This is a genomic window from Pseudomonas sp. p106 (genome assembly GCF_003936645.1).
Lineage (GTDB): Bacteria > Pseudomonadota > Gammaproteobacteria > Pseudomonadales > Pseudomonadaceae > Aquipseudomonas > Aquipseudomonas putida_E.
Genome location: NZ_RHQR01000001.1, coordinates 39,395 through 54,483 on the forward strand (window position 1 = coordinate 39,395; position 15,089 = coordinate 54,483).

Here is a 15,089-nt window from a genome sequence, read left to right on the forward strand (position 1 = left end):
CGGCGCCGGAACGTTCGGCTCAGGTCTCAAGGCACTGGCCATTCAGCGCCGAGCCGACAACTGTTGCGGCGCCAGAAAAGCACCATGGAAGTAGTCGCGCAAGGCCTGCATCGCCGGGCTGAATGCCCGCTCGCGGTGCCAGGCCAGGCCCACGCTCATGGGCGTTACCGGGTCGCTGATGGTCACGGTCTCGATGCGCTTGCCTTCGAGCGACCAGGGCCGGTGCACCAGGTCCGACAGGATCGCCACGCCGCTGCCATTGGCGACCATGCTGCGCACCGCCTCGACCGAACTGGTGCGCACCCGCACGCTGGGCCGCTGGCCGGCCAGCTCCCAGTAACGCATGGCGCTCTGCTCGGCTTCGTCCACGGTCAGCAGGATGAACGGCTCACGCGCAACATCGGCCAGGCTGACCGTAGAGCGCTCGCACAATGGATGGTGGCTGGGCAGCCACAGCCGGCGCTCGGAGTTGAACAGGGTTTCGGACACGATATCTGGGTGGGTGAGGTTGGCGGTGAGCACCACCGCCATGTCGAAGCGGCCTTCCAGCAGGCCTTGTTCGATGGCGCTGCGCTCCTGCTCGTGTACTTGGAGGTTTACGTCCGGGTGCCAGTGTTCCAGGCGTTGCAAGTGGTGCGGCAGGAAATAGCCGATCACCGTGTAGCTCGCCGCCAGGCGCAGCAGGCCACTGGCGCGCACGTCCGGCAGCGGGCTGTTGAGTGCGTCATCGACACTGCGCAGGATCACATAGGCGCGGTTGAGAAAATGCCGGCCCGCATCGGTCAGGCTCATGCCTTGCGCCGAGCGCTGGAACAACAACACCCCGAGCATTGCCTCCAGTTCCTTGATCGCGGTAGTGACCGCCGATTGGGAAATGTTGAGGTGGATGGCGGCCTGGGAGATCTGGCCGATCTCGGCGGTGGCGACGAAGTAGCGAACCTGGCGCAAGGTCAGTGACACAGGAGACTCCTGGGTATCTGTTTTTCAGAAGACACCCTATCTGTTTATAGATCTTCCCAAGGGGGTTGTGGAGAATCTAACGTGACCTTCACACCGTCACAAGCACCGGGAGCGTAGGCATGCAGGCAGTAGACTTCAATTCTGACATGGGCGAGGGTTTCGGCCCGTGGACCATCGGCGACGGCGTCGACAACGAACTGATGGCCTTCATCAGTTCGGCCAACATCGCCACCGGCTTTCATGCCGGCGACCCTGGCACCATGCGTCGCACGGTCGAGCGGGCCAAGGCGCTGGGCGTGGCGGTAGGCGCTCACCCGGGGTTTCGTGACCTGGTCGGGTTCGGCCGCCGGCACATCAACGCGCCGGCCCAGGAACTGGTCGACGACATGCTCTACCAGTTGGGTGCGCTGCGTGAAATCGCCCGTGCGCAGGGCGTGAAACTGCAACACATCAAGCCCCATGGTGCCCTGTACATGCACCTGGCCCGTGATGAGGAAGCCGCCCGGTTGCTGGTGCAGAACCTGCAGGTGATCGAGCCGCAGCTGTTGCTGTACTGCATGCCTGGCTCGGTGATCTGCCGGGTTGCGCAGGCACTCGGCCAGCCGGTGGTGCGTGAGTTCTATGCTGACCGCGAGTACGACCTGAGCGGCTCCATCGTGTTTACCCGCAATGTGCGTGGCCATGAGCCGCAGGCGGTCGCCGAGCGCGTGCTGCGGGCTTGCCGCGAGGGCGTGGTACGCACGGTCGAGGGCCAGGACCTGGCCATCGAATTCGACTCGATCTGCCTGCACAGTGATACTCCCGGCGCGCTCGACCTGGTCGAAGCCACACGCGCAGCGCTTGACGCCGCCGGCATCGAGGTGCGCACGCCCCGTTGAGGTTCAAGGCACCCGGTGCCCAGACACCGGTGCCGCTGCACTGCATTGTTTTTGCCTGCCTTACGATAAAGATTCCAAAAAAGGAGCAGACATGGCCGAGCCGCTTGCCAGTACCCCGATCCGCTACAGCTTTGGTGCCGACGAGCACCTGTTTGCCGAGGTCAGCGACAGCATGTCGCTCGAGGCCTTTTTCAAAGGCATGGCCGTCACCCGGGCGGTGGAGCGCCTGGCGCTGGAGGGCGTGCTGGACATTTGCCTGGCCAACGCCTCGTTCCAGATCCGCTTCGACCCCGACCGCATCGCCCCCGATGTACTGCTTGCAGCGGTGCGCGGTGCAGAGGCCGAGGCGGTTGCCGAACGCGCGTTGCACACCCGGATCATCGAGATCCCGGTGCTGTACAACGACCCCTGGACCCATGAAACCCTCATGCGCTTTCGCGACCGCCACCAGGACCCGAACAGTACCGACCTCGAATACGCGGCGCGCATCAATGGCCTGGCCGATGTCGATGCGTTCATCGCCGCGCACAGTGGCGCGCCTTGGTTCGTGTCGATGGTCGGCTTCGTCGCCGGCCTGCCGTTCATGTTCCAGATGGTCGAGCGCGAGCGCCAGTTGCAGGTGCCCAAGTACCTGCGCCCACGCACCGACACGCCAAAGCTGACCTTGGGCCACGGCGGTTGTTTCGGTTGCATCTATTCGGTGCGCGGGGCAGGGGGCTACCAGATGTTCGGCGTTACCCCGGCGCCGATCTACGACCCGCAGCAGGGCCTGAACTACCTGAAGGAGCACATGGTGTTCTTCCGCCCAGGGGACATCGTGCAGTTCAAACCCATCGACCGTCAGGCCTACGACCAGGCGGTGGCGGATGTCGAGGACGGCCGTTTCGACCTGCGCATTCGCCCGGTAGAGTTTTCCCTCGATGCTTTCCTGGCCGACCCGGTCGGCTATCCCAAGTCGTTGCAGGAGGTGCTGGCATGATCAAGGTACTCAAACCTGGCCTGGCAACCTCGGTGCAGGACCTGGGCCGTGAAGGCTATTACCACCTGGGTATCCCGCCCTCCGGTGCGCTTGATCAATATGCGTTGCGCGCAGCCAATCAGCTGGTCGGCAACCCGGCGGGTACTGCTGGCCTTGAATGTGCGCTGGTGGGGCCGGAGCTGGAGTTTCTGCAGGATGCGCTGGTGGCGGTGTGTGGCGCACAGATGCCGGTGCTGCTCGATGGCCGCGAACAGCGCCCTGACACTTCGTTTGCAGTCAGGGCAGGCCAGGTGCTGCGCTTCGCCTTCCCCACAGCCGGGGCACGTGCCTACCTGGCAGTCGCGGGCGGCATCGATGTGCCAGAAGTGCTGGGTAGCCGGTCCACTTACGCCTTGGGCTCGCTGGGCGGTTTTCACGGTCGCAAGCTGCTGGCAGGCGATGTATTGCCGGTCGGTGTGCCCTGCGCCAAAGCCCGTGCCGGAGCCAGCTTGCCAATGGCGCTGCGCCAGGCACTGGGAGGGGAAGTGGTGTTGCGCGTGGTACCGGGGCTGTACTTCCACCGCCTGACTGATGCTGCGGCGAAAAGCTTTTTCACCGATGCCTGGACGGTGGGCTCCGAGGCCGACCGCATCGGCTACCGCTACAAGGGCGGCAACGCGCTGACTTTCCAGCCGCGAGAGCAGCCATTCGGCGCAGGTTCGGACCCGTCCAATATCGTCGACAGTTGCTACCCGATCGGTTCGATACAGGTGCCAGCCGGGCTGGAACCGATCATTTTGCACCGCGATGCGGTGTCTGGCGGTGGGTACGCCATGATCGGCACGGTGATCAGCGCCGACCTGGACCTGATCGGGCAGATGCAGCCGAACCAGCAGGCGCGGTTCTTGCCGGTGAGCATGGAAGATGCGCTTGAGGCGCGGCGGTCGTACAAGAAGAGGCTGGGGTATCTGAGCAAATTGTTCAGCTGATTCGTGGGGTGCCTGTACCGGCGTCTTCGCGGGTTGTGCTGCGAAGCGTCCGGTACAGGCTGGCAACCCGTCAGGTCAGAAGCTGTATTTGGCCGTCAGCATCATGTTGCGCGGCGCGCCCCAGGTGTCGCCGGCATAGTTGACCGAGGTGGCCACGGCCGAGTAGTACTTGCGGTCGAACACGTTGTTGGCGTTGAGCTGCAGGTCGAGGTGCTTGTTGACCTGGTAGCCGGCCATCAGGTCGGTGACCGCGTACGATCCCTGGACCAGGCGGTACTCGCTGCCATCGGCAACGGTGAAGTCGTTGTAGATGCGGCTCTGCCAGGAGATGTTGCCGCCGATGCGCAGCTTCTCAAGCGGGCCTTCGAAGCGGTAGGTGGTGGTCAGCTTGAACAGGTGCTCCGGGGTGTCGGTGTCGAAGCGCTGGTTGACGTTGCCGGGGTTGGCGGCGTCTTTAAGCGTGTGGACGCGGGCATAGGTGTAGCCGGCACCGACCTGCCAGTTGCGGGTCAGCGCACCTTGCAGCTCCATGTCGATACCTTGGCTGCGCACTTCGCCGGATGCGACGTAGCAGTTGGTAGGGTCGCTGCAGCCGGCCAGGTCGGTCTGCGAAACGCCACGGTTTTCTTGGTCGATACGGAACAGCGCCAGGCTGGCATTGAGGGCGCCATCGAAGTACTCGCCCTTGACGCCGATTTCATAGTTCTTGCCCTCGACCGGCTTGAGCGGGCTGCCGGAAGCGTCCTTGTACTCCTGCGGGTTGAAGATGTCGCTGTAGCTGACATACACCGAGTGATGATCGTCCAGGTCGTAGATCAGGCCCGCGTAGCGAGTGACGTTGCGCGTGACTTTGTAATCGGCGCTGGCGCTTTCCTTGTTGTCATAGTCATACCAGTCCAGGCGGCCGCCCAGGATCAGCTTCAGCGGATCGGCCAGGCTCAGCCGGGTGGTCATGTACACACCTTCCTGGGTAGTGACTTCGCGTACGTTGTTGGTGTGCACGAAGTTCGGCTTGCCGGCATTGATCGGCCAGTTGGTGTCGTACGGGCTGTAGTTGCGCGTGTCCATGTCGTAGATGCGCTTGCTGGCGCCCACCACCAATTCATGGGTGCGGCCGAAGGCTTGGAACGGGCCGCTGACGAAGCCGTCAAGGCCGGCCTGGTTTTCCTGGTGCTTGGACTGGTAAGCGGTGCGGGACAACGGCGCATTGAGCCCTGCCCAACGCGACTGGTAGGAGCCGGTGAAGGTGCCGTCCTGCTGGGAATAGTTGGCGTTGACCTGAAGTTTCCAGTCATTGGCCAGGCGCTGCTGCACTTCGGCGAATACGGTGTTGATCTCCTGGTCCTTGTTCTCCCAGTCACTGCCTGGGTTGTAGGAACGCGAGAAGTCCATGTGGTGGCCGTTCAGGGCGGTTGGCATGGCGCCCCAGAAGTTGTTGGTCTGGTCTTTCTGGTGAGAGAAGCCGAGGGTCAGGGTGGTGTCTTCGGACAGGTCCGCCTCGGTGATTGCATAGAACAGGCCGTGATCTTCTTCGACATCATCGATGTAGCTGTTGGCCCCCCGGTATGACGTCACCACGCGACCGCGCAGTGTGCCACTGTCGTTGAGCGGGCTGGAGGCATCGATTTCGCCGCGGTAGTCGTCCCAGCTGCCAGCGGCGCCGGTCAGGGTGACTTTCTGTTCGGCCAGCGGACGCTTGCGTACCAGGTTGATGGCCGCCGAAGGGTTGCCGGAGCCGGTGATCAGGCCGGTCGCGCCGCGGACGATCTCGACGCGGTCGAACATGGCCAGGTTAGGCTGGGCGCCCACGGTGTAGGGCTTGTAACCGCTCGGAATGCCGTCGTACATCAGGTTGTCGATGTCAAAGCCACGTGACGTGTAGCTTTGCCGACCTGGACCGCCGGAATAGTCAAGGAACAGCCCTGGCGTGGCCTTGACCACGTCGTTGATGCTGGTCATCGCCTGGTCGTCCATGCGCTGACGGGTGATCACGGTCACCGCCTGCGGCGTTTCACGCAGGCTCAATGGCAGCTTGGTGGCGGTGGACATGGAACCTGTGGTGTAGGACTGCGAACCCTCGGTGGTGCTGCCCAGCCGATCGGAGCTGATCTCGGTGGCGCCCAACACCAGCGTGGTGGGCTGGTCGTCTTCGGCCAGGGCCGGTGTGACGATGGCCATGCACACGGCCATGGCGAGCAGGTTGCGGGCAGGGAGATTGCGCGAGGGCGCGAGTGGCGACGGCATGGGGGGTGGGTTCCTGTACATTGTTAAACGTTATTGAAGATGTGTATGAGAACGATTAACAATCAGTTTGTCAGGATTTGCCTGCCCTTGAAAGATTGGGATGTAGGAATTTTTACCTTTTTTTCACATTTGTGGCGGTGGCCAGGCGGCTTCGTGCAGAGGGGATCAGGGTTCAGCGCGGTTTATCGTCTTGCCCTGCTGCACAGCCACTTCCGCAGCCTGGCCATCACGTTGCTTGCCTTGGCGCGCCAACCCTTCCAGTTGCGGGATCAGCATGCCTTCTGGCAAATGTCGCCAGAAACGCCCCGGCATGTGCAGGCGCAAGGCATCCGGGTTGAGGCGGGCGGGGTTGAAGGTATGGCGGTAGTAGGTCCGCCACAGCTCGGCACCCGGGTCATCGGCATTGCGCGCCCACTGCCGCCAAGCGTCCGGGCAGTGCCGCTGATATTCGAAACCTTGGCCGTCGAAGCGAATACCGTCCCCCGGTGTGGCGATCAACCAGCGCTGGCGCCCCAGGCGGTCGGCGAAGTGCGCGCTGGCACTGTGCAGAATGTCATGGGCCGGCTCGTGATAGGCGACCAGGTCCAGTTGCAGCTGCTCGGCAAGTGCTGGCGGCAAGGGCACGAAACGTACGAACGCATGCAGGTGGTGTGCTTCACGGCTGACCTGCTTGATACGCCGGTGCAGTTCACTGCCCAGGCGGTCGCCTGCAAGCATTGCCGTGCGGTCACCGTGGGCCACGCGCCAGAGCACTTCGTACAGCAGGTTCCAGCGTTGCTCGCCCCGGTAGCGCGATGCCTGTTCCAAAAGGCTCAACAGCGCTGCCGGTACCTTGGCGCGGAACGGGCCGGGCCCGTCTGGCAGGGGGGCAGGCACCGCCAGCAGGTCGTCGATCGGCCCTTGCGACCAGGTCACTTGCGCCGGGTCGATGCCGTGCCCGAGCAGCGTGCGGGCCTGGTCGCGCCAGGTGCTGAAGTGCTCGTCACAGTCGAGCGCGATCACCCCCACAACCCCATCTGCACAGGTGCCTGTGGTTCACGCAGGCGCTCGCGCAGCAGGCCGCTGCGCAGCTCCGCCTGGCCTGGGCGGTAGTCGCTGGTAATAATGAATGGCCGGGCCTTGTCGAGCACGCAGCGCAGTTGGATCAGGTCGTCGTAGCGCACGCGCCGTTCACGGCGCAGCGCCACCAGCCGCTGCACACTGCGCAGGCCGATGCCGGGGATGCGTGCCAGCAGTGCCGGCTCGGCACGATTCACATCCAGCGGAAACACCTCACGGTTGGCCAGCGCCCAGGCAAGCTTGGGGTCTATGTCCAGCGCCAGGTTACCCTCCTGGCCAAGCAACTCACCCGCTTTGTAGCCATAGCCGCGCAACAGGAAGTCTGCCTGGTACAGGCGGTGCTCGCGCAGCAGCGGTGGGGCTGCCAGCGGCACGCTGCCGGGGCTGTCGGGTATCGGGCTGAAGGCTGAGTAATACACGCGCTTGAGGCCGTAACCCTGGTACAGCGACTCGGCGTTGCGCAGCAGTGTGCTGTCGTCAGTGGCGTCGGCGCCGACGATGACCTGGGTGCTTTGCCCGGCCGGGGTGAAACGCGGTGCCTTCGGTTCGCCCGCCACGGCTTGCTGCCCCTGGTGGATCACGCCCATGGCCTGGCGAATGGTGTGGGCGTGTTTTTCCGGGGCCAGGCGCTTGAGGCTGGCATCGGTGGGCAGTTCGATATTGACGCTGAGGCGGTCGGCCAGGCGCCCGGCTTCCTCGATCAGCAGTGGGTCGGCGTCGGGGATGGTCTTGAGGTGGATGTAACCCCGGAAGTTGTGCTCCTCACGCAGCAGGCGCGCCACGCGGATCAACTGTTCCATGGTGTAGTCGGCCGAGCGGATGATGCCGGAGCTCAGGAACAGGCCGCTGATGCAGTTGCGCCGGTAGAAATCCAGGGTCAGGCGCACCACCTCCTCGGGCGTGAAACGTGCCCGCGGCACGTTGCTGGAGCGGCGATTGACGCAGTATTGGCAGTCGTACAGGCAGAAGTTGGTCAACAGCACCTTGAGCAGCGAAACGCAGCGCCCGTCCGGTGTATAGCTGTGGCAGATGCCCATGCCATTGGTGGCGCCCAGGCCCTCGCTGCCGCGCGAGCTACGTTTGGGCGCGCCACTGCTGGCACAGGACGCGTCGTACTTGGCGGCATCGGCGAGGATGCCAAGCTTGGCAATGAGCTGCATGAGGGTGTCTCGTGATACTGAATATTCATACAGTATTTTGAGAATGGACTGAATGCAAGTGGCGCAGCAGCCCTGTCAAACGTTCCGACCCGCTCAGTCAGGACATCTAAACTTACAAACAGCCCGCCGCGGTTTCCATCACGGCGGGCTCTCACACCTTAATTCGACCACCGCGACCCCGGACCGGACATCCCTCGCTGACGGTGGCCTTCTTGCAGAGGAGGGCAGGTCATGGACGAGGCAAAGCTTCATGATTTCATGGGCAAGCTGGTGGGAGACATGGGCGCTGCGGCGACCCTGGCCAATGTGATACTCGGCGACGAACTGGGGTTGTACCGGGCCATGGCTGATAGTCAGCCGGTCACCCCCGAGGTGCTGGCGGCCCGGACCGGCTGCCACCCACGGCTGGTGCGCGAATGGCTCAACGCCCAGGCCGCGTCCGGCTATATGGTCCATGACCAGGGCAGTTTCGTGCTGCCCGAGGAACAGGCCATGGCACTGGCGCTGGAGGACTCACCGGCCTATATGGCGGGTGGCGCGGCGGTGGTGGCCGCGCTGTTCCATGACAAGGACAAGCTGGTGGCTGCCATGCGCGGTGATGGCGGGCTGGCCTGGGGCGACCATCACCCCTGCATGTTCAGCGGTACCGAGCGTTTCTTCCGGCCCGGCTATCGCACCTTCCTGGTGGCCGACTGGCTGCCGGCGCTCGACGGTGTGGTGGCCAAGCTGCAGGCCGGCGCGAAGGTCGCGGATGTCGGTTGCGGGCATGGCGCTTCGACGCTGGTCATGGCTCAGGCGTTTCCAGCATCGACCTTCATCGGCTATGACTACCATGCGCCGTCCATCAGCACGGCCCGCGAACGCGCCAGTGAGGCCAGCTTGACCCAGCGGGTGAGTTTCCAGCAGGCGTCGGCCAAGGATTACCCGGGCAGCGATCATGATTTGGTGTGCTTCTTCGATTGCCTGCACGACATGGGCGACCCCGTTGGCGCTGCACGGCATGCCTACCAGGCGTTGAAGCCCGGCGGCACGGTAATGCTGGTGGAACCCTATGCCGAGGACACGCTGGACGGCAACCTGACGCCGGTCGGTCGCCTGTTCTATGCCGCGTCGACGTTCATCTGTACACCGAATTCGTTGTCCCAGGAGGTTGGGCTGGGGCTGGGTGCACAGGCCGGGGAGGCGCGCTTGCGGGCGGTGTTCGAGGAGGCGGGGTTCACGCAGTTCCGGCGGGCGACACAGACACCGTTCAACCTGATACTGGAAGCCAGGAAGTAGGCGTAGATCAATGCTGGCGATGAGGCCGGTGCAGACAAAAAGAAGGGGCGCTCTGTTGGCGCCCCTTCTCTTGCTGCTTAGGCTTCAGCGTCCCAAGGACGATCGCCTTTTTCATCTTTCACGCGGGTCGGCAGGCCCATGACGTCCAGCGCCTTGAGGAACGGCTCGGCTGGCAGCTCCTCGACGTTGACCATGCGCTTGGCATCCCACTCGCCACGGGCAACCAGCAGGGCTGCAGCCACTGGCGGTACACCGGCGGTGTAGGAGATACCCTGGCTGTCAGTCTCGGCGTAGGCCTCTTCATGGTCGGCCACGTTGTAGATGAACACTTCACGCGGCTGACCATCCTTGGTGCCCTTGACCAGGTCACCGATGCAGGTCTTGCCGGTGTAGCCCGGGGCCAGCGAAGCCGGGTCAGGCAGCACGGCCTTGACCACTTTCAGCGGCACCACTTCCAAGCCTTCAGCGGTCTTGACCGGTTGCTCGGAAAGCAGGCCAAGGTTCTTCAGCACGGTGAACACATTGATGTAGTGCTCGCCGAAGCTCATCCAGAAGCGCACGTTCGGCACGTTCAGGTTCTTCGAGATCGAGTGGACCTCGTCGTGACCGGTCAGGTACAGGTTCTGCGAACCCACGACCGGCAGGTCGTCGGTACGCTTGACCTCGAACATGGTGTTGCTGGTCCACTGGCTGTTCTGCCAGCTCCATACTTGCCCGGTGAACTCGCGGAAGTTGATTTCCGGGTCGAAGTTGGTGGCGAAGTACTTACTGTGGGACCCGGCATTGACGTCGAGAATATCGATCGAATCAATGCTGTCGAAATACTGTTGCTGCGCCAGTTTTGCGTAGCTGTTCACCACACCTGGGTCGAAACCGACGCCGAGAATGGCGGTGATGTTCTTCTCTTGGCATTCTTCGAGGTGTTTCCACTCGTAGTTGCCGTACCAGGGCGGCGTCTCGCAGATCTTGCCCGGTTCTTCGTGGATCGCGGTGTCCAGGTAGGCGACACCGGTATCGATGCAGGCACGCAGCACCGACATGTTGAGGAAGGCGGAGCCCACGTTGATCACGATCTGCGATTCGGTCTCGCGGATCAGTGCCTTGGTTGCCTCGACATCGAGGGCGTTGAGCGAGAAGGCCTGGATGTCGGCGGGTACCTTGAGGCTACCCTTGGCCTTGACGCTGTCGATGATGGCCTGGCATTTGGAGATGTTCCGCGACGCAATGGCAATACGACCGAGTTCGTCGTTATGCTGCGCGCACTTGTGGGCCACCACCTTGGCGACACCTCCTGCACCAATGATAAGAACGTTCTTCTTCAATTTATCCCTTGCTCCTTACTTGATAGCCGGTCTTACGACAGGCTGGAAACGTAGTCTTCGAAACCGAACTCGCGCACCACTTCGACGCTGCCGTCGAGCTGCTTGACCGCGATGGATGGCATCTTCAAACCGTTGAACCAGTTTTTCTTGACCATGGTGTAACCCGCCGTGTCGATGAACGACAGGCGATCGCCGATGGCCAGCGGACGATCGAATTGGTACTCGCCGAAGATGTCGCCGGCCAGGCACGATTTGCCGCAGACCATGTAGGTGTGCTCGCCATCGTTGGGGGCCATCTTGGCGTTCAGCCGGTAGATCAGCAGGTCGAGCAGGTGTGCTTCGATCGAGCTGTCGACCACGGCCAGGTGTTTGCCGTTGTACAGGGTGTCGAGCACGGTCACTTCCAGCGAGGCGCTGTTGGTGATGGCCGCTTCGCCCGGCTCCAGGTAGACCTGCACGCCGTACGTCTGCGCGAAGGCTTTCAGGCGCGCGCAGAACGCATCGACGGCATAGTCTTCACCGGTGAAGTGAATGCCGCCACCCAGGCTGACCCACTCGACCTTGTGCAGCAGGTGGCCGAAGCGCTCTTCGATGTGCGTCAGCATCTTGTCGAACAGGCCGAAGTCACCGTTCTCGCAGTTGTTGTGGAACATGAAGCCGGAAATCTGCGAGATGACCTTCTCGATCTTCTCCGGGTCCCACTCGCCGAGGCGGCTGAACGGGCGGGCCGGGTCGGCCAGCAGGTAGTCGGAGCTGCTGACCTGCGGGTTGACGCGCAGGCCGCGGACCTTGCCTTCGGACTTCTCGGCGAAGCGCTGCAGTTGGCCGATCGAGTTGAAGATGATCTTGTCGCAGTTCTCGAGCATTTCCTCGACCTCGTCGTCGGCCCAGGCCACGCTGTAGGCGTGGGTCTCGCCGGCGAACTTCTGGCGGCCGAGCTTGAGCTCGTACAGCGACGAGGACGTGGTGCCGTCCATGTACTGCTGCATCAGGTCGAAGACCGACCAGGTGGCGAAGCACTTGAGGGCGAGCAGAGCCTTGGCACCGGAGTGTTCGCGCACGTAGGCGATCTTCTCCATGTTGCTCAGCAGCTTGGTTTTATCGATGAGGTAATACGGCGTCTTGATCATTTAAAGGCCCCCGGCCAGGCCGGCCAAAAAAAGGACACGCATTGTGCCTTCACTTGCTGCATACCGAAAGGGCGAGATATGCATTTCGTCGAGGTCGTTGCCGACAGGCCGGAATTTTTCCGATTGCGGCGAGCTTATTGGAACAGGCCAGTATGACCATCCTAATCACCGGCTGCGCATCTGAAGGAGAATCCGATGAGTAGCTGTAACAGAACAGACCGGCACAGGAGCCATGAATGAAAACTGGCGTTATCTCCGACACCCACGGCTTGATGCGGCCCGAGGCGCTTGATGCGCTGGCCGGTTGCGAACTGATCGTGCATGCCGGTGATATCGGCAAACCTGAAATCATTGAGGTACTCCAGGCGTTGGCACCCCTACAGGTGGTGCGCGGCAACAACGACCTGAAGCTGCCCTGGGCAGCTCGATTGGCCGATCAACGACGCTTCGACATGGAGGGGTGGCAGACACTGCTGGTGCACGACATTGCCGATGTGCCGGCCGAACTGGATGAGGCGGTGCGTGTGGTGATCACAGGGCATTCGCACAAGCCATTGGTCGACTGGCGGGAAGGTCGCTTGTACCTGAACCCCGGGAGTGCCGGGCCGCGGCGGTTCAAGTTGCCGGTGACGGTGGCGGTCATTGAAATCGAGGGCGAGCACTTGGCACCGCGCATCATTCAATTGCTTGATTGATGCTACGCCCTGATCGCTGGCCTGCCGGCGATCAGGGCCGTGAAGGCAACCTCAGGCGACCTGCTTCAACCAGTCCTGAATCTGTTTCAGCGTGGCCGTAGCCCCCCCACAAACGACCACCAGCACATTCTGGTAACCGTCCAGCTTCGCGGCCTCATAAGCCAACGCCAACGCCGCCCCGCAGGCAGGCTCCACCAGCACCCGATGGTCCGCCAGAAACCGCTCGCAGGCTTCAAGCGCCGCGCGATCACTGACCAGAACACTGTGCACCGGATGCTCCTGCACGCACGCCAGGGCCTGGTCGGCAACACGCTTGGCGCCCAGCGAGGTCGCCACCGATGTGAGGCGCTCCAGCTCTACCGGGTGACCTGCCTGTACCGCCGCGTGCAGCGAGGCCGCCCCGTCGGTTTCCACCGCCAGCACAGGGACATCGTTCCAGCCGTTGCGCCTGAGCCCTTCGACCACGCCACTGAGCAGGCCGCCGCCGCCCACCGACAGCACCACCGCATCGGGCTTGTACCCGGTTGCCGCAACTTCATCCACCAGGCTGGCATGCCCGGCCCACAGCAGCGGGTCATCGAAGGGGTGAATGAAGGCATCGTCCGGCCCGACCAGGGTTTGCGCCAACGCGTTGGCCTCCTGCCACGAGCTGCCATGCACCACCACCTTGGCACCCTCCTGGTGCAACAGTTCCTTGGCGCGTTCGGTGGTGGTCTCAGGCACTACCACCGTGACCGGCACACCCAGTTGGCGCCCGGCGTAGGCTACCGCCAGGCCGGCATTGCCACCGGACGAGGACACGAAGTGGCGGGCGCCCCGGGCATGGTGCACTTCGCAGGCATGGCCCACCCCGCGCAGTTTGAACGAGCCACAGGGCTGAAGCGCGTCGAGCTTCAGCCAGATCGAGCGGCCAGCGGCCAGTGACAGCGGGCGGGATTCGATCAGAGGGGTGTGGATATGCAGGGTCATCGCGTAGCTCCATGCTTCGGGTAGGGGTCAATGGTAACGCGGGATGCCAGGTGTATGTCGTTGAATTCGTGGTGATTGCACCCTGCCTGTCAGCAAGCCTCGGCCACAGCGCTATTGCTGACGCTGCGCCCCAGCACCAGCACCGTGACGAACCCGCAGCCCACCAGCGCCGTGGCCAGACTCAGCAGCACCGAGCTGCCCAACTGGTCGACGATCTGCCCGCCGAAGAACGAGCCCAGCGCGATGATCACCTGGAACATGGCGACGAACAGTGGCATGCCGCGTTCGACATCCTTGGGTGCAACGACAAACATCCAGATGCTGGCACAGGCCGGAAAGGCGCCGAAGGCGAAGCCCCAGAGCGCGATCAGCATCGCCGCGCCAGTCATCCCGGTGGCGAAGTGTGGGAACAGGGCGGTGCTGATGCCGATCATCAACGCGACCAGCAACAGGGTGTGACGCACGCTTTGGTTGGCGGCGAAACCGGCAAAGATATTGCCCATCACCCCGGCCACGCCATACAGCAGCAACAGCGAACCGATGGTCGGCCCATCGAAACCGGAATTCTGTTTGAAGAAGGGCGCGACGTAGGTGTACGCGGCAAAGTGCGCCAGGCCGATCAGCAATACCGCAATCAGGCCCACCCGGGCTTGTGGGTTGATGAACAACGCCGGCAGGTCACTGATGCGGATGGCCTTGTCCGGGTTGAGCCGCGGCAGCAGCAGGATCTGCGCCAGCAGCACCGGTACGCCTACCAGGGCGGTGACCAGAAAAGTCATGCGCCAGCCCAGCAGGCCACTGAGCCAGGTGCCTACCGGCACGCCCAGCACAGTGGCCAGGGTCACACCGACCATGATGATCGAGGTGGCCTGGGCAACGCCCACCCCCTTGGGTGCCAGGCGGCCGCTGAGGGCAATGGCGGTAGCCCAGAAACCGCCGATGCTGATGCCCAGCAAAACGCGGCCGAACAGCAGCAGGTTGAAGTCGCTGGCATAGGCCACCACCGCATTGGCAATGATCATGATCAGCGTCAGGCCGATCAGCAGATAGCGCCGGTCCAGTGCACCGATGCCCACCGACAGCAAGGGCGCGGCGAGGGCGGCCATGATGCCGGGCAGGGTGACCATCAGGCCGGCGTGGCCTGCACTGATGCCCAGGTCACTGGCGACATCGTTCAATACGCCTACCGGCAGAAACTCGCTGGTTACCAAAGCGAAGGCACCCACGGCGACCGAGAGTATCGCCAGCCACTGCTGTTTGACGCTTTGCTGACTGTGTTCGGGGAGGCCACTTGGGGCCGGGCTGGTATTTGACATGGTGCGGGGTTCCAGAAGGGGAGTGTCGCCTTGAGCAGGCGCGTGGAGCGGGGAGAATTCGGGGAGGAGTATACGGGGCCTGTCTGCCAGGCCGACAGGCGGGTCTTTCGATAGTGATCATCAGTGCGATT

General features: G+C 63.1%; 13 protein-coding genes. 5 read left to right on the forward strand and 8 right to left on the reverse strand.

Going from position 1 to position 15,089, the window contains the following annotated elements; genetic code table 11:
• Positions 1 to 42: 42 nt before the first annotated feature.
• On the reverse strand, positions 43 to 960 hold the full coding sequence (locus EGJ09_RS00205) for a LysR family transcriptional regulator (RefSeq protein WP_046785595.1): 918 nt from the start codon (positions 958 to 960) through the stop codon (positions 43 to 45).
• A 119-nt stretch (positions 961 to 1,079) separates the two neighbouring features.
• On the opposite strand from EGJ09_RS00205, the gene EGJ09_RS00210 reads away from it, so the two are divergent.
• The 3 genes from EGJ09_RS00210 (at position 1,080) to EGJ09_RS00220 (ending at position 3,785) form a co-directional block, all read left to right on the forward strand.
• Positions 1,080 to 1,838: a 5-oxoprolinase subunit PxpA gene (locus EGJ09_RS00210; RefSeq protein ID WP_119688758.1), complete on the forward strand. Its 759-nt coding sequence runs from the start codon at positions 1,080 to 1,082 to the stop codon at positions 1,836 to 1,838.
• 91 nt (positions 1,839 to 1,929) lie between these two features.
• Positions 1,930 to 2,817 (forward strand): allophanate hydrolase subunit 1, encoded by an 888-nt coding sequence (locus tag EGJ09_RS00215; protein ID WP_012314008.1) that lies wholly within the window; start codon positions 1,930 to 1,932, stop codon positions 2,815 to 2,817.
• Positions 2,814 to 3,785 carry a biotin-dependent carboxyltransferase family protein gene (locus EGJ09_RS00220; RefSeq protein ID WP_125922869.1) on the forward strand — a complete coding sequence of 324 codons (972 nt, stop codon included), beginning with the start codon at positions 2,814 to 2,816 and terminating at the stop codon, positions 3,783 to 3,785. Before EGJ09_RS00215 ends, EGJ09_RS00220 begins: the two co-directional genes overlap by 4 nt.
• Before the next feature lie 75 nt (positions 3,786 to 3,860).
• Here EGJ09_RS00220 and EGJ09_RS00225 read toward each other — a convergent pair whose 3' ends face one another.
• The 3 genes from EGJ09_RS00225 to EGJ09_RS00235 all read right to left on the reverse strand — a co-directional run bounded on the left by EGJ09_RS00225 (position 3,861) and on the right by EGJ09_RS00235 (position 8,248).
• On the reverse strand, positions 3,861 to 6,029 hold the full coding sequence (locus tag EGJ09_RS00225; protein WP_125922870.1) for a TonB-dependent siderophore receptor: 2,169 nt from the start codon (positions 6,027 to 6,029) through the stop codon (positions 3,861 to 3,863).
• A 165-nt stretch (positions 6,030 to 6,194) separates the two neighbouring features.
• A complete protein-coding gene (locus tag EGJ09_RS00230) occupies positions 6,195 to 7,037 on the reverse strand; it encodes a TIGR03915 family putative DNA repair protein (RefSeq protein ID WP_119688760.1) in 843 nt (280 codons plus the stop codon).
• Positions 7,028 to 8,248: a putative DNA modification/repair radical SAM protein gene (locus EGJ09_RS00235; protein WP_115275162.1), complete on the reverse strand. Its 1,221-nt coding sequence runs from the start codon at positions 8,246 to 8,248 to the stop codon at positions 7,028 to 7,030. Before EGJ09_RS00235 ends, EGJ09_RS00230 begins: the two co-directional genes overlap by 10 nt.
• A gap of 231 nt (positions 8,249 to 8,479) precedes the next feature.
• Between EGJ09_RS00235 and EGJ09_RS00240 the strand changes: the two genes are divergently transcribed.
• Positions 8,480 to 9,526 carry a class I SAM-dependent methyltransferase gene (locus EGJ09_RS00240; protein ID WP_046785588.1) on the forward strand — a complete coding sequence of 349 codons (1,047 nt, stop codon included), beginning with the start codon at positions 8,480 to 8,482 and terminating at the stop codon, positions 9,524 to 9,526.
• Positions 9,527 to 9,603: 77 nt separating this feature from the next.
• Here EGJ09_RS00240 and EGJ09_RS00245 read toward each other — a convergent pair whose 3' ends face one another.
• The gene (locus EGJ09_RS00245; protein ID WP_125922871.1) at positions 9,604 to 10,848 is read right to left on the reverse strand and encodes a saccharopine dehydrogenase family protein; all 1,245 of its coding nucleotides are present in this window, start codon (positions 10,846 to 10,848) and stop codon (positions 9,604 to 9,606) included.
• Positions 10,849 to 10,880: 32 nt separating this feature from the next.
• Positions 10,881 to 11,978, reverse strand: coding sequence for a carboxynorspermidine decarboxylase (locus EGJ09_RS00250; RefSeq protein WP_125922872.1), 1,098 nt, complete (start codon positions 11,976 to 11,978; stop codon positions 10,881 to 10,883).
• A gap of 236 nt (positions 11,979 to 12,214) precedes the next feature.
• Between EGJ09_RS00250 and EGJ09_RS00255 the strand changes: the two genes are divergently transcribed.
• Complete coding sequence (locus EGJ09_RS00255; RefSeq protein WP_125922873.1) at positions 12,215 to 12,673, forward strand: metallophosphoesterase family protein; 459 nt, start codon at positions 12,215 to 12,217, stop codon at positions 12,671 to 12,673.
• Between the two features lie 51 nt (positions 12,674 to 12,724).
• On the opposite strand, the gene EGJ09_RS00260 is transcribed toward EGJ09_RS00255, so the two are convergent.
• Complete coding sequence (locus tag EGJ09_RS00260) at positions 12,725 to 13,642, reverse strand: pyridoxal-phosphate dependent enzyme (RefSeq protein WP_125922874.1); 918 nt, start codon at positions 13,640 to 13,642, stop codon at positions 12,725 to 12,727.
• Positions 13,643 to 13,731: 89 nt separating this feature from the next.
• A complete protein-coding gene (locus tag EGJ09_RS00265; protein ID WP_046785584.1) occupies positions 13,732 to 14,958 on the reverse strand; it encodes an MFS transporter in 1,227 nt (408 codons plus the stop codon).
• Positions 14,959 to 15,089 lie beyond the last annotated feature (131 nt).